This window comes from Ruegeria sp. HKCCSA071 (assembly GCF_017872555.1).
Taxonomy (GTDB): Bacteria; Pseudomonadota; Alphaproteobacteria; order Rhodobacterales; family Rhodobacteraceae; genus Ruegeria.
The window spans coordinates 81,254-102,915 of the sequence record NZ_JAEDOX010000008.1; the positions used below are offsets into that span (position 1 = coordinate 81,254).

The 21,662-nt window shown below is 58.0% G+C and carries 24 protein-coding genes; 15 read left to right on the top strand and 9 right to left on the bottom strand.

Translation table 11 applies throughout. From position 1 onward, the window contains the following. Positions 1–318 precede the first annotated feature (318 nt). On the top strand, positions 319–939 hold the full coding sequence (locus I9188_RS14725; protein WP_170417923.1) for a class I SAM-dependent methyltransferase: 621 nt from the start codon (positions 319–321) through the stop codon (positions 937–939). Positions 940–1,012: 73 nt separating this feature from the next. On the opposite strand, the gene I9188_RS14730 is transcribed toward I9188_RS14725, so the two are convergent. Beyond that, positions 1,013–2,443, bottom strand: a complete 1,431-nt coding sequence (locus tag I9188_RS14730) for an ATP-binding protein (RefSeq protein WP_237217564.1) — start codon at positions 2,441–2,443, stop codon at positions 1,013–1,015. Further along, positions 2,407–3,132 (bottom strand): response regulator, encoded by a 726-nt coding sequence (locus I9188_RS14735; RefSeq protein WP_170417925.1) that lies wholly within the window; start codon positions 3,130–3,132, stop codon positions 2,407–2,409. The genes I9188_RS14730 and I9188_RS14735 overlap by 37 nt, the downstream gene beginning before the upstream one ends. Before the next feature lie 172 nt (positions 3,133–3,304). Here I9188_RS14735 and I9188_RS20260 point away from each other — a divergent pair, with 172 nt between their 5' ends. The 9 genes from I9188_RS20260 (at position 3,305) to petA (ending at position 11,683) form a co-directional block, all read left to right on the top strand. Beyond that, on the top strand, positions 3,305–3,820 hold the full coding sequence (locus I9188_RS20260; protein WP_170417928.1) for a calcium-binding protein: 516 nt from the start codon (positions 3,305–3,307) through the stop codon (positions 3,818–3,820). Between the two features lie 251 nt (positions 3,821–4,071). Then, on the top strand, positions 4,072–4,794 hold the full coding sequence (locus I9188_RS14745; protein ID WP_331252139.1) for a TVP38/TMEM64 family protein: 723 nt from the start codon (positions 4,072–4,074) through the stop codon (positions 4,792–4,794). Continuing rightward, positions 4,791–5,159 carry a hypothetical protein gene (locus I9188_RS14750; RefSeq protein WP_157054266.1) on the top strand — a complete coding sequence of 123 codons (369 nt, stop codon included), beginning with the start codon at positions 4,791–4,793 and terminating at the stop codon, positions 5,157–5,159. Before I9188_RS14745 ends, I9188_RS14750 begins: the two co-directional genes overlap by 4 nt. Positions 5,160–5,243: 84 nt before the next feature. Beyond that, positions 5,244–5,603, top strand: coding sequence for a hypothetical protein (locus I9188_RS14755; RefSeq protein ID WP_152460765.1), 360 nt, complete (start codon positions 5,244–5,246; stop codon positions 5,601–5,603). Between the two features lie 132 nt (positions 5,604–5,735). After that, positions 5,736–6,785, top strand: coding sequence for a YncE family protein (locus tag I9188_RS14760; protein ID WP_170417931.1), 1,050 nt, complete (start codon positions 5,736–5,738; stop codon positions 6,783–6,785). A gap of 132 nt (positions 6,786–6,917) precedes the next feature. Then, positions 6,918–9,203: a copper-translocating P-type ATPase gene (locus tag I9188_RS14765; protein WP_170418025.1), complete on the top strand. Its 2,286-nt coding sequence runs from the start codon at positions 6,918–6,920 to the stop codon at positions 9,201–9,203. Continuing rightward, on the top strand, positions 9,200–10,534 hold the full coding sequence (locus tag I9188_RS14770) for an APC family permease (RefSeq protein WP_255612171.1): 1,335 nt from the start codon (positions 9,200–9,202) through the stop codon (positions 10,532–10,534). The genes I9188_RS14765 and I9188_RS14770 overlap by 4 nt, the downstream gene beginning before the upstream one ends. Next, the gene (locus tag I9188_RS14775; RefSeq protein ID WP_170417934.1) at positions 10,531–10,809 is read left to right on the top strand and encodes a DUF2933 domain-containing protein; all 279 of its coding nucleotides are present in this window, start codon (positions 10,531–10,533) and stop codon (positions 10,807–10,809) included. Before I9188_RS14770 ends, I9188_RS14775 begins: the two co-directional genes overlap by 4 nt. Before the next feature lie 325 nt (positions 10,810–11,134). Continuing rightward, the gene (gene petA, locus I9188_RS14780) at positions 11,135–11,683 is read left to right on the top strand and encodes a ubiquinol-cytochrome c reductase iron-sulfur subunit (RefSeq protein WP_050605700.1); all 549 of its coding nucleotides are present in this window, start codon (positions 11,135–11,137) and stop codon (positions 11,681–11,683) included. Between the two features lie 292 nt (positions 11,684–11,975). On the opposite strand, the gene I9188_RS14785 is transcribed toward petA, so the two are convergent. Beyond that, positions 11,976–13,226 (bottom strand): MFS transporter, encoded by a 1,251-nt coding sequence (locus I9188_RS14785; RefSeq protein WP_170417937.1) that lies wholly within the window; start codon positions 13,224–13,226, stop codon positions 11,976–11,978. Then, a complete protein-coding gene (locus I9188_RS14790) occupies positions 13,213–14,241 on the bottom strand; it encodes a lysylphosphatidylglycerol synthase domain-containing protein (protein ID WP_170417940.1) in 1,029 nt (342 codons plus the stop codon). The genes I9188_RS14785 and I9188_RS14790 overlap by 14 nt, the downstream gene beginning before the upstream one ends. 89 nt (positions 14,242–14,330) lie before the next feature. Between I9188_RS14790 and I9188_RS14795 the strand changes: the two genes are divergently transcribed. Next, positions 14,331–14,744, top strand: coding sequence for a heavy metal-responsive transcriptional regulator (locus I9188_RS14795; RefSeq protein ID WP_170417943.1), 414 nt, complete (start codon positions 14,331–14,333; stop codon positions 14,742–14,744). 488 nt (positions 14,745–15,232) lie between these two features. Continuing rightward, positions 15,233–15,505, top strand: a complete 273-nt coding sequence (locus I9188_RS20455; protein ID WP_348540343.1) for a DUF411 domain-containing protein — start codon at positions 15,233–15,235, stop codon at positions 15,503–15,505. A gap of 211 nt (positions 15,506–15,716) precedes the next feature. Here I9188_RS20455 and I9188_RS20265 read toward each other — a convergent pair whose 3' ends face one another. Both I9188_RS20265 and I9188_RS14805 read right to left on the bottom strand, forming a co-directional pair. Further along, positions 15,717–15,935, bottom strand: coding sequence for a GDCCVxC domain-containing (seleno)protein (locus I9188_RS20265; protein ID WP_237215937.1), 219 nt, complete (start codon positions 15,933–15,935; stop codon positions 15,717–15,719). 58 nt (positions 15,936–15,993) lie between these two features. Continuing rightward, entirely contained in the window at positions 15,994–16,263 is a 270-nt protein-coding gene (locus I9188_RS14805) for a hypothetical protein (RefSeq protein WP_209599665.1), read from the bottom strand. Between the two features lie 145 nt (positions 16,264–16,408). On the opposite strand from I9188_RS14805, the gene I9188_RS14810 reads away from it, so the two are divergent. Next, a complete protein-coding gene (locus I9188_RS14810; protein ID WP_170417953.1) occupies positions 16,409–16,828 on the top strand; it encodes a MerR family transcriptional regulator in 420 nt (139 codons plus the stop codon). Between the two features lie 263 nt (positions 16,829–17,091). Here I9188_RS14810 and I9188_RS14815 read toward each other — a convergent pair whose 3' ends face one another. From I9188_RS14815 to I9188_RS14825, 3 genes are all read right to left on the bottom strand, one after another. Beyond that, positions 17,092–18,045: a LuxR family transcriptional regulator gene (locus tag I9188_RS14815; protein WP_170417956.1), complete on the bottom strand. Its 954-nt coding sequence runs from the start codon at positions 18,043–18,045 to the stop codon at positions 17,092–17,094. A gap of 187 nt (positions 18,046–18,232) precedes the next feature. Next, positions 18,233–19,522 (bottom strand): helix-turn-helix domain-containing protein, encoded by a 1,290-nt coding sequence (locus tag I9188_RS14820; protein ID WP_170417959.1) that lies wholly within the window; start codon positions 19,520–19,522, stop codon positions 18,233–18,235. Between the two features lie 367 nt (positions 19,523–19,889). Next, on the bottom strand, positions 19,890–20,612 hold the full coding sequence (locus I9188_RS14825; RefSeq protein ID WP_170602107.1) for a hypothetical protein: 723 nt from the start codon (positions 20,610–20,612) through the stop codon (positions 19,890–19,892). 155 nt (positions 20,613–20,767) lie between these two features. Between I9188_RS14825 and I9188_RS14830 the strand changes: the two genes are divergently transcribed. Both I9188_RS14830 and I9188_RS14835 read left to right on the top strand, forming a co-directional pair. Then, positions 20,768–21,124, top strand: a complete 357-nt coding sequence (locus I9188_RS14830; RefSeq protein ID WP_142638830.1) for a hypothetical protein — start codon at positions 20,768–20,770, stop codon at positions 21,122–21,124. 48 nt (positions 21,125–21,172) lie between these two features. Beyond that, positions 21,173–21,586 carry a thermonuclease family protein gene (locus tag I9188_RS14835; protein WP_170417964.1) on the top strand — a complete coding sequence of 138 codons (414 nt, stop codon included), beginning with the start codon at positions 21,173–21,175 and terminating at the stop codon, positions 21,584–21,586. Positions 21,587–21,662 lie beyond the last annotated feature (76 nt).

Consider the following 21,662-nt stretch of genomic DNA (forward strand, 5'->3'; position numbering starts at 1 on the left):
TCCAGGCAAGCAGTACACAAACTGCCAACGCTTCGGTATCTCCGGCCCGCGCCACTGCAGTTAAACTGCGCAAAATTCTGGAGCTACTTGCGCAGCCCAGTGGAAATCTGACCGACAAGCAAATCCCACCTAAAACATTTCACAATTGGAATGTGTGTACTACATTGTCGCCGAGATGACTTCACGCGGCCATTCAACGGACCAGCGTCGAATTGTCTGGGGCGTTGCCTTGTTGGTTTTTGCTTCAGTCGAAAACGCAGCGCGGAGCGGTCAAAATGAGGATATCTCCAGGGCGACGACTTGGGAAAACGATACGACATGACAGCTAACACAAGAGAGCACTGGGACGATGTCTATGGCGAGAAGTTTGACACCCAATTGAGTTGGCACGAGGATGATCCAGAGATATCGCTTGAACTCATCGAGTTGATCAGAGTGTCTAAGCCTTCATCCGTCATCGACATTGGTGGAGGTACATCTCGTCTTGCTGGAGCGTTGCTTGCGAAGGGGCTCCATGACGTGACAGTTCTCGATCTATCGCAGGTCGCGTTGGACACGGCCCGGGAAAGGTTGGGGCGCGCCGCTGAAACAGTCACTTGGATTTCTGCAGATATAACTTCTTGGGTCCCCGATCGCAGATATGACGTCTGGCATGATAGGGCGGTTTTTCACTTTCTCGTGGATACATCGCAACGCGCGGCCTATCTGGAAAGCGTGAAGAAAGGGGTAAAAATTGGCGGCCATGTGATCATTGCTACGTTTGCACTTGATGGGCCGGAGACTTGCAGTGGTCTCCCTGTCGCCCGCTATAGTCCGAGCGATATCGCCGTGCTTTTTGAGGAACACTTTGAACTCGTCGCGCATCGCCATCACCTGCACCAAACCTCTTGGGGGGAAAGTCAGTCTTTCCAGTTCAGTGTTCTCCGCCGCTGCGTTTGAGCCCACACCTGAAACTGGCCCAAAGCGGTACGCTTCCAATAAGCTTTCGGGGCATGCCGATTGTGTTCACAAGTTACGTTTGGCCCTCAAAAACTGGCAGAACCACCTTAGCGCACAAGCCGCCAGTTTCCCCGTTTAGCAATTCTATCGTGCCACCGTGCGACTGGATGATCGTACGTGCGATCGACAGCCCCAAGCCGGTTCCGCCAGTCTCTCGCGAGCGGGATGTTTCAAGCCGCACGAATGGGTCGAATACCGCATCGAGCATATGCTCGGGGATGCCGGGCCCCTGATCCTGGATCAATATTTTTGCCTCATTCCCCTCTTGCATGACTGAGACGTTGGCCCGGGCACCATACCGGCAGGCGTTTTCAATGATATTGCGCAGAGCTCGCTTCATCAGCATCGGCCGAAGCGTGACGGCCGGATTGTCTGCGACCGATACTTCAACCGTGTCACCGGCTTGCACAATGTCTTCGGTCGTTTTGGTTACGAATTCACCAATTGGGACGGTACTGGAAGGTTCGCGCGTGGCCACGCCCTTGGCAAATGACAGGGTGGAGTCCACCATCTCCTGCATTTCCTCGATGGTCTCGATCAGATGGTCACGGGTCTCCTCTTCCTCCACCAGTTCGGCGCGAACCCGCAATCCCGTCAGTGGCGACCGCAAATCGTGACCCAGCGCCCCCAATAGTCTGGTCCGATCGGCAACATAGCGAGTCAGCCTATCACGCATATGGTTGAACGCCTGCGTCAAATCTCGCACCTCGGTCGGACCAGAAACCGTCAGTTCCTGGACGTCTTCACCGCGACCAAACTGGTCTGCAGCCAGTGACAGGCGGCGCAACGGGCCGGTCAGCCGTGTCAGTAGAAACCAAATGGCTGCTCCAAGAATTAAAGTTGCAGTGAAACCGAAGCTGACGAAGGACTGCAAAGGCCATTGCAGAGGAGGGTTATGGAACCGGGTATCCACGTTGAGCCATTGATCGGTCGTCAGAGCGATCGACAGCTGCATTTCAATTGCGGAAACGTGATCACGCATCATTGCCATGTGCATTTCAGCCATTGTAGACGGAACACCTTCAACCGGCAGCATATCGGGAGAGAACTCATGCAACTCTACCCGGATGGGACGGTTTTCATAGCCTGGCAGAATTCTGCGGATTGTGTTTTCGACCGTCCCACCAGCGCTATGTCCGGTGTGATCGACTGCGGGCGTATCTGTAAGGCTGAAACGCACCAGTGGAGAACTTGCCGCCCGCAGGATCGCGTCGTGCATCTCGGGTGGAGCTTCTTCAATCAGCCGCGCGATGTTTGCGGCGCGTCCGGCGGTTTCCAGGCCAAGGGCCATGTGCACTGCCATTGAGCGTTCGTCGACGAACAGCCACAGGCTGACCAGTTGCGCGGCAGCCAGCGCGGCGATGATCAAAAGGATAAGCTGACCGCGCAGACTTTGGGCAAAGGCTTTCATCCCGTAAGCTCGCTCACGTCGGTCGACAGGCAATAACCGCCACCTCTTATCGTGGTGATGAGCTTCGGCCGCGTTGGGTCAGCTTCGATCTTGCGACGCAAGCGGCTGACCTGGTTGTCGATCGTACGGTCGAACAAGTGCGGGCTGCGGCCGGCGGTCAAATCCAGCAGTTCGTCTCGCGACAGGAGTTTGCGGGGCCGCTGCAGGAATACGGCCAGCAGCCGGACATCGGCGGTGGTCAGACTTTCTTCGGCCCCTTCGGCGGATATCAAGGTGCGACTGTCGGCATCCAGAACCCAGCTTCCAAAGGCGATCCGTTTGCCGCTCAGATCGCCAGCCGGGGGGACGGTGGTTTCGGAACGCCGCAGGATCGCCTTGATCCGGGCCAGCAATTCACGTGGGTTGAATGGTTTGGGCAGGTAGTCATCGGCGCCGATCTCTAAACCCACGATACGGTCGGTGTCATCGCTGAGGGCTGTCAGCATCAGGATCGGCGGGCCACCGGCCGCGGACAGGCGGCGACAGACCGACAATCCGTTTTCGCCCGGCATCATGATGTCGAGTACGATAAGATCAATCCGACCGGCCGCCAGTCGTGCGTCCATCTCGGTTGCGTCGCGCGCGGTACTGGCGCGCAACCCATTCTTTTCCAGATAGCGGCTGACAGCATCACGGATTTCGCGGTGGTCGTCGACAATCAAGATATGTGGTGCTTCAGTCATGGCGCAATCATAAGCCCCGGCGCGGTACAAATCCCGGCTTTTTTGTATCCCTTTGTATCAGTTGGGCGGGCTGCGACACAACGATACAAACCGGGTTGAGCAGGGGGGTGGTGGCGCGACCGAGGGCGGCCATATGCTTTGTGTAGAAACAAAAACCCGAGAGGTGAAAGTCATGAAACGTACCTTCACGCTGGCCGCTGGAGCCATTGCCGCGACTTTGATGGCGCTGCCCGCGCTTGCCGCCGGTCAGCATGGCAGCAGCGCGCAGATGCAGGGCCATGAGGGCGGCATGATGCAGGGTGCGCCCGGCGGCATGATGGGCGATCACGCAGGCATGATGCAAATGATGGTGAAAATGCATGGCCAGATGATGGGCGGCAACTGGCTGGCGGTTCTGGACATGGACGAGGACGGTCGCCCGAGCGAATCTGAGATCGCCGAAGGTCTGAAGGCCCGGATGCAGGCGCATGACGTCAATGGAGATGGCAACCTGTCGATTGATGAGTTCGAAGCGCTGCATTCCGGGATGATCCGCGAAACCATGGTGGACCGATTTCAGCATCTTGATGCCAATGGCGATGGCGTTGTGACCACAGGGGAAATCGAGAAAGGCGCAAAGACGATGTCGCCGAAACACGGCATGAAGGCCTCGAAACCTGTGACAAAGGCTTCTGAAACCAACAACTGAAACGCAACCGTGTAGCCGGGTCATCGCACTCGGCACAAACCACTGAGGAACAAAGCGATGATGGGCTATGGCGCTGGAATGGGGTTTGGAATGATCTGGATGTTGCTGATCGCAGTGTTGATCGTTCTGGCGATCGTAGCGCTGATCAAATACATCGCTAAGTGACCTCGGAATCCGTCACTCCCGTTTAGGGGTGGAGGGCTATGTCATAGGAGGAACGAAAGCTGGAGGGCCTGCACAGCAATAGCCGTTTGGTTTTCATCGCGGTTTTGATCGCGTTGCTGATCGCCACCATCTGGTTGTGGCTGTCTGGCGCGTTGGACGCAGGACTATCGCGCGAAGTCATTACTGCGTGGGTGGATTGGGCCGGCCCGTTCGGACCCGTTGTCATCATCGGCTTCATGACAGCCGCAGTGGTTGCCAGCCCAATCCCCAGCGCTCCGATCGCTGTCGCTGCCGGGGTGGCATATGGGCATGGGCTGGGAACCGCATTGGTTGCTATCGGAGCGGAGTTGGGGGCGCTGCTGGCGTTCCTGATAGCCCGTTGGTTGGGGCGCGACGCGCTGCGCCAGTGGTTCGGCGACAAGCTGGACTTGGGGTTGCTTGGATCGCAGAATGCCCTGATGTTGACCGTGTTCACCAGCCGCCTGATGCCTTTCGTTTCTTTCGACATGGTCAGCTATGCCGCCGGTCTGACCCGACTTCAATTTTGGCGGTTCGCACTGGCCACCTTGGCTGGACTCCTGCCGGCCAGTTTCGTTCTGGCCCATCTGGGCAGCCAGATTACCGAAACCGCGACAGGCGGCACCAGCCTTGCGGTTATCGGGCTTGGGCTGTTGACGGGGGCGCCACTTATCTGGTTGGCTTGGAAACGCAAGATGCCTGTTGGCTCTTCAGACCACGAATTGAGCCAGATCAATGCGACCGGTCCAAGCGGCCCTAAACTGTTGGAGAATGGAGGAAACCCTAAGTGATCCGCGCACAATGGATATCAACTGCGACACGGACGGCCCGAGCCATGGGCCGGCTGCAGGTCCTGTTGATCTGTGCGTTGGTGGTTTCGATGCTGATCTCTGTTGTGCCGTCCCATGCCGGGCATGACATCGCGAAGGCCGCCACCCAGGCCGAGCTTGTGATCGATGACAGCGGTGGGTATCCCGCGTCTCATCCATCAGAAGAATTAGACTGCTCAGTGCACCCGGGCTGCTATGCGATGGCAGTTATGGCGGCACCTGAATTGCTCTCGATGCGTATTGCTACGCCCGTGGCGCCAGAACGGTTCCGGCCACGCGCAAGCCTGCCGGTCGCACCACTACCACATCCGCCAAACCTGTCCTGAACGTGACCGGCAATGGCTCCGGAATCGCTCCGGGGTCTTGCCCAAGCCGTTGATTGCGGCCCAACTCAGTTCAGGACACTTACCATGCTTACCATTCTGTACTTTTTCGTCACGGGCGTGGTGCTATTCGCACTGTTGCGCCTGACCTGTGGCCCCTGTGTGATGGGGACACAAGAACATCATCCCGGTGTTCCGGTGACAACCCTTGGCTGGGCGCTCAGCCTGTTTCTGGCCGCAACCTACCTGCTGTGCGTGGCCTTTGACCTGATCTTTCCAAGTTTTGCCATGTACCGGGCTTGGATCGGCCTGATGCCCGGAATGACTTGGCTCAGCCTGCCCTCATTCCTGTTGGGACTGTTATGGGCGTTTCTCTACGGCTGGTACGCCGCGTTGCTGTTCGGCGGACTGTTCAATGTCTTTGCGGCTCGCACAAAACTCAACTGATTGAAAGGACAAAGCCATGAAGGCCATCGCTCTGACCCTGCTTTTGACGCCCTTCCTGATGGCCGTCATCTACCGGATTTTTCTGCACGTGCCCGCCAATGCGCGCGTTTCAGTTGACGAAAGGAAACCTAAATGACCCTGTTCAATCTGGCCGCAGGCCTGTCCGTCGCAGCTTTGACTGCGCCTTCGCTCACGCTGGCGGCAACCGTGTTCATTCCCGAAGGCAGCGCGGACTCGGTTCTGGTGATCGACTCCGAAACCGGCAAGACCGTCGAGCGGCTGCCGAGGCTCGTGGCGGTCCATGGGCTGGCCGGCGCGCCCGGCTTTAAGTACCTGGTCGCGGGCAGCTACGCAGAAACCGAGGCCACAACGCCACCAAAACCCGAAGGTATGTCCAAGGATGAACACGCTGCGCACCACGCCAAGCGCGATGTCACTGCGTTGCCCAAAGACAAGGGGCGGAGCCTGCTGACGATCCTTGATGCGGAAACACGCGAGGTCGTCCGCCAGATCGAGGTTCCAGGTGCGGTGCATCACACTGCGGTGTCGCCCGACGGGCGGTTCGCGGTGGCGACCCATCCGGGCGGTGACGGTATTTCGATCGTCGATCTCGATAAGCTCAGCTTCCTTGGTTTCGTAGCAACCGGGCCAATGCCCAACTATGCGGTATTCGCGCCTGACGGCGACAGGGTCTATGTCACCAATACCGGCAATGGTACACTTAGCGAAGTGGATGTCGTCAAAGGCTTCGTCGTACGCAACATGCCCGTCGGCGAAGGCCCTGAGCATCTTGTACTTAACGCCACCGGCAGCGCCGCCTTCGTAGCCGACAGTGATGGTGGCAAGGCCTTCCGCGTAGATCTTGCCAGCGGTTCTGTCACCGAAACCTATGACATTGGAGGCGAGTTGCACGGGATCGGCCTGTCCGACCGCGAGGGCGTACTGTTCGTGGCCGCCAAAGGCACCGACCGGTTGTTGTCGATTGATCTTGCTACGGGCAAACAGCGCTCGACCAACCTGTCACCGGCACCTTATCACCTGACGACCATACCGAACTCAGGCAAAGTGATGGTATCAAGCCGAACCGAACCGAAGGTCTGGATCGTCGATCAAGTCAGCCTGACGGCTATTACCGAAATGCCGATACTGGGTGAGGGCCACCAGATGGTTGTTCTGCCCTGAAGGACTGTGCCCGGCATTGCGTAATTAAACGGCTCTACGACCAAAGCTTAAACCAGGGAGCAGAACATGACAGAAGACCACGACATCAGAATCCACGCGAACGGCCCGACCGAGGTCGCTTACGTCTGCCCCATGCATTCTGACGTGCGTCAATCTGGGCCCGGCGACTGTCCCAAATGCGGGATGCACCTTGTGCCCGAGGGCGAGGTGGATGCGCATGCGCATCACCACCATTCCGCGCATCATGGCGCGACGGACGAGAACGGTGAATATGACATCGTTCCGACAGGCTATGACGGACCCGTATATACCTGCCCGATGCATCCGCAGGTGCGGCAAACCCATCCCGGGTCCTGTCCACTCTGCGGCATGGGGTTGGAGCTGGAAAGCGCGGCGATGGTGGACGAGGGGCCGAACCCGGAACTGGTGGATTTCACCCGGCGCCTATGGGTAGGTGCGATTCTGACGCTTCCACTTTTGGTTTTCACGATGGGCCCCTACGTTGGGCTGTCTGGTGTGCGAGAGATTTTTGGTGAGCGAACAACCCTATGGATTGAACTGATACTTGGCACTCCGGTTGTTCTTTGGTGCGGTTGGCCATTTCTGGAACGAGGGTGGAATTCGTTTCGCACCATGAACCTGAACATGTTCTCGTTGATTGCCATGGGGGTTTCGGCCGCGTGGCTGTTCAGCGTTGTCGCCGTATTGATGCCCCACATATTTCCGGACGGTTTTCGAGATTCAGAAGGCCATGTTGGGGTCTATTTCGAAGCGGCCGCAGTTATCGTTACACTTGTTCTGCTCGGGCAGGTGATGGAACTGCGGGCACGCGAAGGCACAGGAAAGGCAATCCGCGCTTTGCTGGACATGGCCGCAAAGACCGCCCGCATTATCCGCCCTGACAGCAGTGAAGAGGAAATTCCGCTTGAAGAAGTACAGGTAGGTGACCGCCTTCGCGTACGCCCCGGCGACAAGGTGCCAGTAGACGGCATTGTACTCGAAGGGCGCTCATCTGTTGACGAAAGCATGATCTCTGGCGAACCGGTTCCGGTCGAAAAGGTACAAGGCGAGCCGGTCACAGGGGCCACAATCAACGGCACCGGTAGCCTTGTGATCGAAGCAACCCGAGTGGGCTCTGACACAATGCTGTCCCAGATTGTCGAAATGGTGGCCAACGCGCAACGCTCGCGCGCACCAATTCAGAAATACGCTGACAAAGTGGCGGGCTGGTTTGTACCGGCGGTCATAAGTATAGCTGCGCTGGCCTTTATTGCATGGGCAATTTGGGGACCGGCTCCGGCGCTCTCCTACGCCTTGATCGCAGCGGTGTCGGTACTGATCATAGCTTGCCCGTGCGCGCTTGGCCTGGCCACTCCGATGTCGATCATGACGGCCACGGGGCGCGGGGCGCAGGCCGGAGTGCTGATCAAAAATGCCGAAGCGCTGGAGCGGTTCGAGAAGATCGATACTTTGATCGTCGACAAAACTGGCACGCTGACCATGGGCAAGCCAAAGCTTGTGGCTGTATTACCCGAACCTGGCCATGACGAGGTCGAGGTGCTGCGGCTGGCCGCAACGCTGGAGAAGGGCTCGGAGCACCCGTTAGCTGAGGCAATCGTCACAGGAGCCGAGGAACGTGGCGTAGCCCTGTCCGACGCCAGTGACTTCGAGGCGGTGACTGGTAAAGGCGTGAAAGGCACGGTGGATGGCCGCCCCGTCGCGCTCGGCAATCTGAAACTGGTCACCGATCTCGGACTCGAGGCGGCCGAACTGACGGCCAAGGCCAATGCGCGTCGGGATGACGGCGAAACGGTGATGTTCGTGATGCTTGATGGTTCAGTGGCGGGGTTGGTCTGCGTCGCCGACCCGGTCAAGGAAACAACACCAGCCGCACTCAAGGCGCTGCACGAACTGGGTTTCCGGATCATCATGGCGACTGGCGACAACGAACGCACTGCAAAGGCGGTGGCCGAACGTCTGGGTATCGATGAGATTCGAGCCGACGTACTGCCCGAGGACAAGGCCCGCATAATTCGCGAACTGCAGGAGAAAGGCGCAAAGGTCGCCATGGCGGGTGACGGAGTGAACGACGCACCCGCGTTAGCGCAGTCCGATGTGGGCATCGCCATGGGGACCGGTGCCGACGTGGCGATCGAAAGTGCAGGCTTCACGCTGGTCAACGGAAGCCTTGATGGCATCGTGCGCGCCCGTAGGCTGGCCCGCGCTACCATGCGCAATATCCGGCAAAACCTATTCTTTGCCCTGATCTACAACGCCTCGGGCGTTCCGGTGGCGGCGGGTCTTCTGTTCCCGCTTTTCGGCATCCTGATCAGCCCGATGTTTGCGGCCTTCGCTATGAGTGCTTCATCGATTTCAGTGGTGTTGAATGCGCTGCGATTGCGGGGGGCGAAGATTTGAGCACGCACGAGCATAGTACCCACGGCGCCAGTGGCGCGCTGAAGCCCGGATCAATCTCGCTGACCGGAGCCGTCGCCATGGGGACCGGCGTGATGATTGGCGCTGGGATCTTTGCACTTACCGGACAGATCGCCGGGCTGGCGGGGCCATGGTTTCCGCTGTCCTTCGTGGTCGGGGCCGTGGTGACGGTTTTCAGCGCCTATACCTATATCGCCATGTCCAACGCCTGGCCCTCATCAGGCGGCATCGCCATGATCCTGACCAAGGCATATGGGCCCGGGGCGGTTGCGGCGGCGGCCTCGCTGCTGATGGCACTGTCGATGGTGATCAACGAAAGCCTCGTCGCGCGTACTTTCGCGACCTATGCGCTCCGCCCGTTCAACATCGAGAGCGGACCGCTGGTGTCTTTGGTCGCTGTTGCGCTGATCGTCTTTGCCTATGCGGTGAACCGGTCGGGCAACCGGTCGGTGGGGTTGTGGTCGATCATCATGTCGGCGCTCAAGATAGGCGGGATCGCAATATTCGGCATCGCCGCACTTTGGGCTGCGGGCGGAACCTGGCAGGTTCAGGGCTCGGAACCGGCCGCGCCGCTGGGGTTCGTCGCCTCGGTAGCCCTGTCGATCCTCGCCTTCAAGGGCTTTACCACCATCACCAACAGCGGGGCCGAGATCGTCGACCCGCACCGCAATGTCGGGCGCACCATCATGATCTCGATCGCGATCTGCGCGGTGGTCTACCTGCTGGTCGCCCTTGCCGTCGGTGTCAGCCTGCCGCCCGAGCAAATCCGCGCGGCGCAGGACTATGCCCTGGCCGAGGCTGCCAGGCCGGTGCTGGGGCAGGGCGGGTTCTACCTGACCGTGGCGCTGGCGATGGTGGCGACGGCCTCGGGGCTGATCGCCAGCGTTTTCGCTGTGTCCCGGATGCTGGCGATGCTGACCGACATGAAGATGATCCCGCACAGCCATTTCGGCATGACGGGCAGCATCCAGTCTCACACGCTGATCTACACGGTCGTGATTGCGGGCCTGCTTGCGGTGTTGTTCGACCTGTCTCGCATCGCCTCGTTGGGGGCGTTCTTTTACCTGGTGATGGACATGGCGGTGCATTGGGGTGTCTGGCGACGCTTGCGCGGTCAGATCAAAGCCCGTGGATGGGTCTTGCTGACCGCCCTGGCGCTGGACTGCGTAGTCCTGACCGCGTTCACAATACTCAAGCTGCGCTCCGACCCGATGATCGTAGTATATGCCGTTGCTGGCATCGGCTTGGTCTTCGTCTATGAGCGCATCTTTCTCAAACAATGGATCATCGAAAAGGAGACAAATCAGCTATGACCCAATCAAATTTCGACGAAACCCGCGCCACACAGGAGACGACCGAAAGGGTCAGCTCTGACGTAACGGCCGAAGCGCCCAAAACCGAAGATCAGACGGCCAACGGTGCCAAGCGTAATTGGCTCCCGGTTGTCATTGCGATCGCGTTGGGCGCCGCTGTTCTGGGCTGGGAATACCGCGAGACACTCTATCCTTTGCTCAGTTCTCCGTTGCTGTTCTTGCTGGTCTGCGTGGGCATGCATTTCTTAATGCATCGCGGCCACGGCAAACACTGAGAACGGCGCCCTGTATGGCTGGCGGCTTTGCGGCAAGAACACTGCGCAACAAGGAGCAGCAACGGCCAACTGATCAGAACAAATTTGTAACCCAATAAGGAAGGGAAATTGCCATGTTAGCAAATCCAATTCGGAGAGCAGCAACTGAACTGCACCTGACGGCCGGTGCACTAACTGTAAAGGCATTGCACGGTGACACCGACGAAGATCACTCTGATGAATAGGGAATGGGGCATCGCGGTGAAGAAGAGGACCAAGGCGACTGATCCACCTCGTCCGAGTCCTATCATTCGATGAACCCGTCCTGACGCACAGGAGGAACAATATGTCTGAATTTTCTGAAAGACAGGCACCTTCAGAGCCTGAAACTCGGCGCGATTTCTTATACTTCGTCACCGGCGGTGCCGCCATCGTGGCCACGGGCGCGGCGGTCTGGCCACTTGTTAACAGCATGAACCCCAGTGCAGACATCTCCGCCCAAGCCGTTGTCGACATAGATCTTGAAGGTGTCGGACCAGGAACGAGGATCACTGTTAAATGGAAAGGCAAGCCGATCTTTATCGACCACCGGACTAAAGAGCGGATCGCGCTGGCGATAGCAGAAGACGATGCACCAATGATCGACCCGCAACCTGACGCCGAGCGCGTACAGCGACCGGAATGGCTGGTAGTTATTGGCGTTTGCACCCATCTGGGATGCATACCACTCGGGCAGGGCGGCAGCGAACCCACCGGAGACTGGGACGGTTGGTTCTGTCCGTGTCACGGTTCACATTACGACACGTCTGGCAGAATTCGGAAAGGCCCCGCGCCCCGCAACCTCGATCTGCCCCCTTACGAGTTCGTCACCGACACACGGGTCAAAATTGGGTGACGGCGCGGTGAACTTTGTTCAGAGGCGCGTGCCTCACCAAGTTCGTTTGTCAGTCCTCGAATATCCCTCGATCAGCGCCGCGATGCTATGTGGCGGAATTCGACATGTACCCCGCTTTCTGGAGTTTTCGAGAAGAGACCTCGCCGTCATGTTCTGAACGGAACAATTCTAATCGCTGCGCTCAACGTTTTCTGCTTCGCCCATGTTTAGACATGCCATCTTGCCTTTTGACAGGATCGCATCTGAATTGCGGGTTGAGAGGAAACGCTTTGGTCCTGAACAAGGTGCTATTTCAACCCCGTGTCAGCCGCGCGGCGATCGCGACCTGTCCCAGCGCGGCCAGGATCGCAGCGATGAACACGGCTTCGATGGCGATCATGCTGACCACCACACCGCCCACAAGCGGCGCCAGCGCCGCCGGGGCCGCAAAGCTGTTGAACCACGCGGAATAGGCCGGGCGGCGGTCGTCGGGCGAGATCTCCAGCAAATAGCCGAGATAGCCGATGGTCACCCCGTTCATCATCGCGCCGATCAGGAAGAACAGCACCGCGAAACCGGTCAGCCCCGAACCCGTGACCACAAGCAGCAAAACCAGCACCGGAGGTCCGAGACGCACCAGTGCCACTATCCCCAGCAGGCGCAATTTGCCCGCCTGGTCTCCGATGTGGCCCCAGAGCGGATTCGAGGCCAGCGCGCCGACAGTCTGCGCCGCCAACAGCGTTCCGACATCCGCCGCCCCGAGGCCGCTGCGGCTGGCGGCAACGACATAGAACGGCAACGCCATCAGCGTCGCTGCACCAAGCCATTGGAAGATCAGGAACAGCCGGAACCGGTGGTCCTGCCGCAGCGTCGAGAAACCTTCGCGCAGAAATCCAGACAGATTGGCAGGACGGTCCCGTGGCGCCCTTGCAGCGGTAGCGGGCTCACCCGCGGAGACAAAAAGCGTCGCAGAGACGATCATCAGCACCGCGCCGAGCCAGAAGATCAGCGCATAGGCCCTGAGCGGCGGCATCACGTCGAGCGCGTGTCGCAGAAAGCCCGCCACCAGAACCGCCAGAACACCGCCGCCGAAAAAGCGCCAGGCCAACATCCGGCTGCGGCGCTCGGACGGGATCGCCCGGCCGACGATGTCGTTGTAGGGCACCGCGACCACGCCGCTGACAAAGGCATAGACCGTCCACAATCCCAGCATCCCGAGCGCCAGCGGAACCGGAGGCCAATCGACCTGAGGCCAGTCGGCCCCCCACCACAGAAGAATACCGATCATCGCGACCGTGATCGCCCGCCCATAGGCACCAAGGGCGTAGAACGGCATCCGCCGATCGGTGCGCTCGGCGAGGTAGCCCACCGCGAACTGGGGCAGCAGCCAGCCAAGACGCAGGACCGTGCTGGCATAGCCCACGGCCAGCGCGCTACCGGTCAGCATATGCACCAGACTGGCCACCACCGTCGCGCTGTCCACCGCCGCCGACCCGCCCTGAAACACCGCACCAGCACCGGCGATGCGCCAAAATCTCGTGTCTTCGGGATTACGCCTTGCCATTCGCCGCCTCTGCCTCCGCCCGGGCGCGGCGGATGTCGATGCCGCTCTGCCACAACACCGTCAGGCCGATCCCGACCACCAGAAGGATCGTCAGCACATAGTTGAACAGGATCATCAGAAGGGCGGTTTCGTCCGGAACGCCAAGCACCTTGAGCGCGAACCCCGCCCCAAAGACAAAGCTCGCCGGGATGCGCACGAAACGACCCAGAACCATGGCGAACCCGGCAAACACCATCAGGAACAGGTAATCCCACGCGCTCAGCACCACGCCAACCGCCAGCCCGGCCCACAGGAAATGGGTTGTCGCCACCAGCTTACCCGCAATGGCTGCGGCAATGGCGGCGACGCGGCGGGCCCGTGCCTGTGGCCAGACGATCCCTTCACCGAGCGCGGTGCGCAGATACGCGCCATCGGCCCCGATGCGGGCGGCAGCCCAGTCGAAGAGTCGGCAGACCAGAGGGTCCTCGCTCAGAAGTGACGCGCGGAACCGGAACAGAACCCAAAGCAGGCTGCCGAAAAGCATCAGGTTCAACAGGCCCGCAACGCTCAATCCCAGCCGCAGGTCACCCTCGATCTGTGGAATCTGGCCGGCGGCGGCCACCGCTCCGGCAAAAAGGGCGAAAACGACGCCGTCGAGGAACCGGGCGATGATCGCGGTTGCAAGCACGGTCGCCATCTTCAAGCGGTCGAGCCGGGCAACCAGCCAGGCCCGGACCAGCGGGCTGATGCCGAGCGGGACAAGGACATTTGCGCCATAACCTGCCAGTAGCGCCCCCGTCAGCCGCAGGGTGCCGACGGGTTTCACGTCGAACAGGATCTGCCGCCACTTCCAGCCGCTCATCAGCTGCTCCAGCAGGATGGTGGCGGCAAGAATCGCGATCCAGAACATGTTGGCTCCGCGCAGGCCCTGCAGAAACAGCGCAAAATCGAGGCTGCCGTAGAGCGCAAACACCAGATAGAGCGCCAGGGCGGAGCCGAATATCGGCAGCAGCCACCGTTTCAGGAAGGTCCGCATTTGACATCCTCGCAACTACCAAGACCTCAATGTTTTAACCTCCGTATCATGATACGGTGTCAAGATGACGGTGACGGAGGGAGACCGCGATGCAACCACTCAAGATCGGCCAGGCCGCGCGCGAGACCGGGATAGGCGTCGAGACGATCAGATTTTATGAAAAGAAGGGCCTTGTCACTCAGCCGCCGCGCCCAATTGACGGCGGCGCGCGGGACTATGGTGGTGACACGCTTTGGCGGCTGAAATTCATATCCGGCGCTAAGAAGCTCGGATTTTCGCTGGCAGAAATCGCGGAAATTTTGGAGTTGCGCACGGCACCAAATACCGAGTGCGTCGCGATGCAGGCCAGAGCGCGCAAAAAGCGGGACGAAATTCAGGAACGGATCGAAGGGCTTGCACGGTTGAGGAACAATCTGGACGAGCTGATCGCGGCGTGTCCGGGGCGTGGTGGAATTCAGAACTGTTCGATCGTGGGCGCCATAGAACGCAGCAGTGAGAAATAGGCGCAATTCCGGCCTTGAACGGAGGGTAGCGGCGTTGCTTGCGAACCGGGTTATTGCCAAGCAGGACCCAGAACGGCAGGTGCAGCGAAAAAAGGAGAGCGAGGGTTCCGCTTCCGAGCAGAGTTTGCGCCAGATCATTGTGAGAAATCCCTGCGTCGCCCAGAAAGCCATATCTGATGAGTGTCGGAGGGTGACGGACAAGTCGGCCCTGTAAATGCGGTCCAGCTTTTATCCTACCGGTGCGATTTTATATCGGTTTAAGACAAGTTTACCCAAGAGGGAACATGACAATGAATAACCTGAGCCGCCGCCGCTTGATGCAAGGAGCCGCGGCAATTGCGTGCAGCGCGGCGCTTCCCGCCTTCGCGAAAACCGGTCCCTCAATCCATGTCCTGAAGGATCCGAATTGTGGGTGCTGCGGATCGTGGATCAAAATCATGCGGGCGGAAGGTTTTGAAGTAGGCGTGGAAAACAGTGCTTGGGAGGCCTTGAACGCTTACAAAACCGCCAATGGGATTCCGGAGGGCATGATGTCATGCCACACGGGTCGCGTGGAGGGCTACATGATCGAAGGACACGTCCCATCCGCTGACATTCGGCGCCTGCTGGGCGAACGCCCGAATGCTGTCGGACTGTCGGTTCCGGGAATGCCTTTCGGCTCACCGGGCATGGGGCCGGAAAGTGAACGCGAAGCCTTCGACGTCTTTCTGATCCGCAAGGATGGAACCACAGAGGTGTTCGCCAGCTACCCGGCCGCATAATTTCCCGATGGCGCTGGCAAGATCCTGACAAACACGGCGCTCGCTTCTGCTGCCTGGTTTACGTGACATTCTTCACGGCAAACCAGTTGATCCGTGACTTCACGCCTGCCTTGTCCTACCGGGCAAGTTCCAGCCTACGGTGAAAAAATACCTGCGTCCGCAAAGCCTGATGACCGGCTTTGCGGACAAAACCGACATCCCGGTCGCCGTATCAACCGCAGCATTTGTCGCCCGCCTGAATTGGCGGGCATGGGGCCGATCCGTAGGAACAGTAGACGCAGCAATCGCCGGGAAGTGGCTTCAGGACTTTTCCGCAAGATGTGCATTCGTAGAACCACTGGCACGCGTCTGTTGGCATCGTTTCAGGCCTTGAATGTCCACATTCCGGGCAGATGATCGTGCTGACAAGGTTCGGGTGCTTTTCACTCATGGCGTCACATCAAGGTTATCAGGAAATCATTTATTCGGATTTCGTTGAGCACGATAACCTAAGCGATGGCCGTCAACGCAAAACTGCCTGTCAGCCACCATTTGAAGCGGTCGAGCGAACCACGGCGATACGCGACGATGCCAGAGAGAAACAGCAGGGCCGTCGAACCGCCGAGCACGTAATAACTCGCGGCGGCGATCTTGCCGAATACGGCCAGCCAGCTCCCTCCCAAGCCAAGCAAAATCAAGGCCATCGGCAAGATGCAGCAGGTCGCAACGCCAAGTGCGGTAAACGATCCAAGAAAGCTTGCGCCAACAAACTTGCTCATGGTCAGCTTTCTCCGGCTTTGACGAACTCGAGCGGAAGCCGGTTCGACTTCCTCGATTTTTGCTTCGCGCGGTATGTGAAATTCGACATCATGACCGACAACATGCACCCTGTAGTAGCTACAGGTTCAAGGGAAAGGTCATCACATGATTGCGATTGGCGAAGCGGCGAGATTGACCGGTCTGTCGGTCGAGACGATCCGCTACTACGAACGGGAAGGCATAGTCGAGAAAGCCGGTCGAACCGCCTCGGGACGCCGCGCATACACGGAACGGGAAATCTCCGAGCTCAGATTCATCAAACGCTGCCGCGATCTTGGCTTTACCATTCAGGGTGCATGCGCACTTCGCGAATTGTCCAAAGCGCCCGAGCAAGCTTGTCGTGACGTCGAAGACGTCGCAACAAGACATCTCGACAACGTCAGGTCAAAAATCGCCGCCCTCCAACGGTTGGAGCAAGCACTGGCAGAACTTGTGCAGACCTGCACCGAGGGTACGGCCTCATGCCCCCTGCTAACGGCGTTGCTCAACGAGCCTATCGCCAAAGAAAAAATAAACGACACCTAATTGCAACGCCCGGAAAGGATCGAATCTGGCCAACTCAGTTTGCGGAAAGACTACAATGCGGCTCAAATCCGGCTCGCTCATCATTACCCACCCCATGCCCGAACTCTCTGCCTGTCCTCATCGCAGGCGAGAGTGACATTCCTGAATTGCTCATGGGTGACATTTGAGCTTTGCGGCTACAGATTGCGGAAGCATAAGTGAAATTATGTGAAACTTGCCCCTGCTCACAATTTTGCAAATCAAGCGGTGCACGTGGGCCGAACTCAGAGATGCCTGATCCACACGCATTGATCCCGGTTGGGTCCAAGTTCTTCGAGGATCCTTTCAGCATCCAGATTGAAGTCTTTGGCAATTTCCTGGACCTGAACCGCCTGAAAGCTATCCAAGTTCCGCACCGTTCGACCATCTTCAAAGGTGATCAACTCGTGTGATCTTCCAGACCAACGCACGATCCCGCCGCAAAGGGTCTGTCCTTCAACATCCGCAAGTTCGGCGACCGGGTCGGCAAAGAAATCGGTCCATTTAAGAATACCTGTGCTGACAGCTCTCGCCACTGCTTGTTCCGTTGTCCGGCACTTGAGTTTTGTGACGATCGAAGACGTCAAAGCATGCACCATCCTGGAGGAGAGCCCCGTCTGGCCAGCAACTACGGATGGGATCAATCCTGATGCGAGCATCTTCAGAACATCCATCTCCTGATCGGACAACGCATCCGTAGGAAAGTTGAAAACTGTATCAATCACATCGAGCGCGAGTAGATGCAGGACCTGCGCTTCGTGGCGAAGGGCAGGGAGCATACTCCCGACCAAGGCGTCCCAGTCGGATCGGCGCAGGTTGGAGGTAACCGTAAAGACACCACGCTCCCCAAACGGATTGATAACCGGAATGGATAGTCCGTGCTGACCCACACCAAATTTTCTCGCTGCATCGAATAGCGGTGCGTGTTCACGCTGATCATCAAACACAGCCCAATCAATTGGTGCGATCATTGCGGCGCCAAACCGGATGAGGGGATCGACCAGGACCATGTCGTTGTCGACGTAGTGCCTGACCCATTCGGCCGGGAACGTGGTGCAGCCGTGGACAACGTTGTGATGCTTGTCGATATGGGCGTAGGACGCATTCTCCAGTCCGAACCTCGAACAAATTTCCTGAAGGCGCGCCTCCCCGGTCTGCCTGAAATCCAGTTCAGAATTGCCAATGTCCGCGATTTTCATAGATCGTCTTTCTGTTCCGCGTTGCCGTCGAGGCCGCTTAGCAACCTAAAGCTGAACAAACCACTCGGGAATTCCCGTAGCCAATCATGCATTTGAATACAGTTCTGTTCTGGAGGCGGAAACGGAGCGAAAACCTGCCGATGAGACACATGAATTGGAGAAGCTGGCGGCTCATAACCCGGCACGGCTAAAACCCGCTGCAGTGATCTTGCGGAAGCCCGTCTTCCTCCTCTCGGGCTCTACGCGCCAAAAGCCCCATGAAACTGGAAATCAGGTTCAGTTCACCGCGCTCATCTGCGTGCACCATACCGCGCAGATATCCGCCCGGATTAACCACTGGCGGCAACCGTGGATCGCTCAGCCTCGCGTCTGTGATCAACCCGGCCAGGATTGCACCCATCACGGTCAATCGGTCAATCGCCGTACGCCAAGCCGAGGCATTGGCGCCGATCTCCGACAATCGCGACCAAACGCCGGTCTCAATCGCGTAGAGCGACGGGCTGGAATTCTGATCTCCGCCACCCGCGATATCGATATGCATGCGCAGCTCGGGTGAGGCCAGTTCATATAGGATGCGGTTATTCACCCGCGGTAGTTTTTGGGCCTTGCGCGATGCCGTATCTGTCGGATGATTGCTTTCTAAGCAATGCGGAGGGCCGTCAGGCCCGGAGCCGGAACAATCTGGTTCCGAGGCTTTTGCCGAGGACATTGAACTCTCGCCATCGGCGTTACAGGACAGAATTGTTTCTTCAATTTGGTCTTGTATATGGCACCCGAAACAAGCTTCGGGTTCACCCGAAATTTCACCGGGTTTTGCGACATGCTCTTCGATCCGGCTCCAAAGGTCGTAAGCCGCCTGAACATGTAGCTTGAGCGCCTCCAGCGTCATGTATTTCAACTTGTCGGCGCGCGGCCAGGATCGAAGTTCCTCCTTCATGCCTTCCAGACTTTCAGGAGGGCAGGGGAGTAAGAGAAGCACGGCCAGACTATGTTTCACATATCGGTAAAGCCGTGATCGATCCCCGCGCAGCTCGTCCTGTTCTTTCTTCTCGGCCTTGCTGCGCACGTCCGCGTCGCGCATCTCGGGAATGAGGTTCAGGGCAGGGGTCAGGAAGAGTCCAAGCTTCTTGCGCTTACAGCGCGCGCCATTTGCGCCAAGCCTGCGTTCGATCAGACCAATCCTTTCCAGCTCACGTTCGTGATTGTGGATTGTCCGATCTGTCACGCCTCGCCCGGCAATGAGGGTTTCCTGGCGCGCGTAGCAAAAGGGTTCCTGAGACGGGTCTCGAAAAGCACATGGCGTAATCATATCGATGATGATCTCTAAGGTGCGAATACACTGGGCTGATGCGCCTCTGATCTGCGCATATCCCACGCAGAGCTGACGTAACCTGTCACGGTTCCAGCCCTCAGGAAGGCCGTTGTGAAAGCGAATATTATCGTGGTGATGGGCGGATGCGATCTGCCGAAAGCTCATGGATTTGGCCTCATTTGGCAAAGGTCAGTGTTGATATCGCGGCTTCGCGGGGCAGGGTGTTCGGAATGGTTCAACGGTCTCATGGTCTGCTTCTCATTGGGGAAGCAAGGCGGCTCGAACCTCAGCAAAAAGACACAGAAAAACCGTTCGCACAGATGCGTTTGTCCTTGTCAGTAATTTTGGAGTTTCCTATAAATCAGGTGATCAAACGTGACTTAAGAAGATCCCCGCTGAGGCCCCGCCTTGCGGGGGTTTTTGTTTCTGGGATTAAGTTTTTCCTCCGGGCCAATCGGCCTGGTTTAAAAATGCAGCTGGCGATTTTTGGTGGCATAGCCAGGAGCAACGCGTTGTACCGCAGGTCAGCACCTCAATATCGGATGAGTTCGTAGTCGCTGAACCCGAATGTGTCGGTCCACTCGACGCCAACGCCGCGGAAGTAGCTGGGAGGTTCACAGCGATTGCCCAGTGGCAGCCAGTAAGGGATTGGGGCAGGAGCGCGCTCGGACCAGCGAAAATTCGTATTATCGTCGTAGGTGCCAACCACAAGATCAAGCGAACGCTCGCAATCTCCCTCCCTTGAACGACGGCGATAGCTGTAGTGGCGCACATCCCAAACCCTGATGGATCTCACAACGTCGAAATCGGAAGAAGAAAGATCGACGCTGATCGGGGTGGCTTGGAAACCGTCACCGTATTGGCCGTGATGTGCATCGATCCTTCCTATCGAGATCGCTGCGTCTACCAGTATTGGCTTAGCGGTGTCATCCGATGGAAGCTCTGGAACTGGGCTAGCACTGGTGCGCTTGATGGCTTCCAACCGTTCCATAGGACCCAAGTCCGAGGGGCTGTGTGACGTATTCATCGGACAGCGCCAGAGTTGAAGCGGCGGTTCGACCGGGTAGGGTGTGATGCGCCGAATGAACTCCGCCTTGGCTGCGACGCAATCAGCCGAACTTGGCCAACCCCCGGCGAGGCAAAGGAATATGGCACAGTCAATTGGATAGGCACGAGCCTGCGTGGCTGGCAGTGCAGCGAGTGCAACTGCAAGGGCCTTCGCGCGAGTTCGATTTCCGGATTTTGAGTGTTTCAAGATGGTCTCTCCTGCTTGCGAATCGCCTAAGCAATATCCGGCCAATATATTTCTGACAATCCAATATCGTATATTGGCGGGTTTTCTTATATTGACGTAGATTGTGTTTTAGTCCACAACTTTTGGATGTAGAAGACGGCCCATAGGGGGTCGTCATGGCGGACAACAAGAGACAATACACTGTGGTAACCATCGAGATGGTCCGGGGCCTGAAAGAGGATCAGGTTCCCTTTACATGCCGCTACGAATTTATCGGACTCGCTTCCCTTGGACGACCTAAGTACCACTGCATTTACAGCTCGCCGAACTATGTCGGGGCCTTGTGCAAGTCGAAGATCTCTCGAGCGGGCGCTGAGCCCAGAGAGTTCGATCTTTGGCCGGGCCTCTTCAAGCATCATCAGGAATTTGGTGATGGGCGCATTCTCTGCGTCAAATCAGACTATACGATCGAGTCGATTACCCCAGAGGGTCTCGAAGCAGCTCAGGCCCTGGACGCGAAATCCAAAACCTGATCGGTCACGTTCGAGAACCCGGCTCATCAAAATGCTGGGGCAGGGCGCATGAAACGGCTCTTGTTTCTCAGCGCTGCACTCGCGTCCTTGTTCATTGCTGCAGTTTGGATTGAACCAGCTAGGAAAACAAAGACTCTCGGCGCATCCGAGGTGATTGCCGTTGACGGTGACACGATCGACCATGGTGACGACCGATACCGGCTTATTGGGTTTGATACGCCTGAGACATTCCGGGCTCAGTGCGATGCTGAGAGAGCTTTGGGTCTACGAGCCAAGGACCGGCTGACGGAGCTCATCAACTTCGCGGGCGTAATTGAACTTGAGATTGAGCTGCACTTTGACGTCCACGATCGCTTCTTGGCGCTTGGGCGCGTGTCTGGACAGAACGTCGGGGCCATCCTGATTTCTGAAGGTCTGGCGCGCCCGTACTCGGGTGGCAAGCGCCAGTCCTGGTGCGGCTGAAAGAAAGGATAAAACAACGATTTATGACAGCAGAGAGAAACGACTAAGCAATAAGCAGTCCTGCCGATTGCGCCAA

Bases quoted from the DNA above. Each gene is read 5' to 3' on its own strand.
- I9188_RS14795 (WP_170417943.1), top strand. From the start codon at position 14,331: ATGCAACCACTCAAGATCGGCCAGGCCGCGCGCGAGACCGGGATAGGC.
- I9188_RS14810 (WP_170417953.1), top strand. From the start codon at position 16,409: ATGATTGCGATTGGCGAAGCGGCGAGATTGACCGGTCTGTCGGTCGAG.
- I9188_RS14815 (WP_170417956.1), bottom strand. From the start codon at position 18,045: ATGAAAATCGCGGACATTGGCAATTCTGAACTGGATTTCAGGCAGACC.
- I9188_RS20260 (WP_170417928.1), top strand. From the start codon at position 3,305: ATGAAACGTACCTTCACGCTGGCCGCTGGAGCCATTGCCGCGACTTTG.
- I9188_RS14760 (WP_170417931.1), top strand. From the start codon at position 5,736: ATGACCCTGTTCAATCTGGCCGCAGGCCTGTCCGTCGCAGCTTTGACT.
- I9188_RS14755 (WP_152460765.1), top strand. From the start codon at position 5,244: ATGCTTACCATTCTGTACTTTTTCGTCACGGGCGTGGTGCTATTCGCA.
- I9188_RS14805 (WP_209599665.1), bottom strand. From the start codon at position 16,263: ATGAGCAAGTTTGTTGGCGCAAGCTTTCTTGGATCGTTTACCGCACTT.
- I9188_RS14835 (WP_170417964.1), top strand. From the start codon at position 21,173: ATGAAACGGCTCTTGTTTCTCAGCGCTGCACTCGCGTCCTTGTTCATT.
- I9188_RS14785 (WP_170417937.1), bottom strand. From the start codon at position 13,226: ATGGCAAGGCGTAATCCCGAAGACACGAGATTTTGGCGCATCGCCGGT.
- I9188_RS14830 (WP_142638830.1), top strand. From the start codon at position 20,768: ATGGCGGACAACAAGAGACAATACACTGTGGTAACCATCGAGATGGTC.
- I9188_RS14820 (WP_170417959.1), bottom strand. From the start codon at position 19,522: ATGAGCTTTCGGCAGATCGCATCCGCCCATCACCACGATAATATTCGC.
- I9188_RS14790 (WP_170417940.1), bottom strand. From the start codon at position 14,241: ATGCGGACCTTCCTGAAACGGTGGCTGCTGCCGATATTCGGCTCCGCC.
- I9188_RS20265 (WP_237215937.1), bottom strand. From the start codon at position 15,935: ATGAGTGAAAAGCACCCGAACCTTGTCAGCACGATCATCTGCCCGGAA.
- I9188_RS14725 (WP_170417923.1), top strand. From the start codon at position 319: ATGACAGCTAACACAAGAGAGCACTGGGACGATGTCTATGGCGAGAAG.
- I9188_RS14735 (WP_170417925.1), bottom strand. From the start codon at position 3,132: ATGACTGAAGCACCACATATCTTGATTGTCGACGACCACCGCGAAATC.
- I9188_RS14765 (WP_170418025.1), top strand. From the start codon at position 6,918: ATGCATTCTGACGTGCGTCAATCTGGGCCCGGCGACTGTCCCAAATGC.
- petA (WP_050605700.1), top strand. From the start codon at position 11,135: ATGTCTGAATTTTCTGAAAGACAGGCACCTTCAGAGCCTGAAACTCGG.
- I9188_RS14775 (WP_170417934.1), top strand. From the start codon at position 10,531: ATGACCCAATCAAATTTCGACGAAACCCGCGCCACACAGGAGACGACC.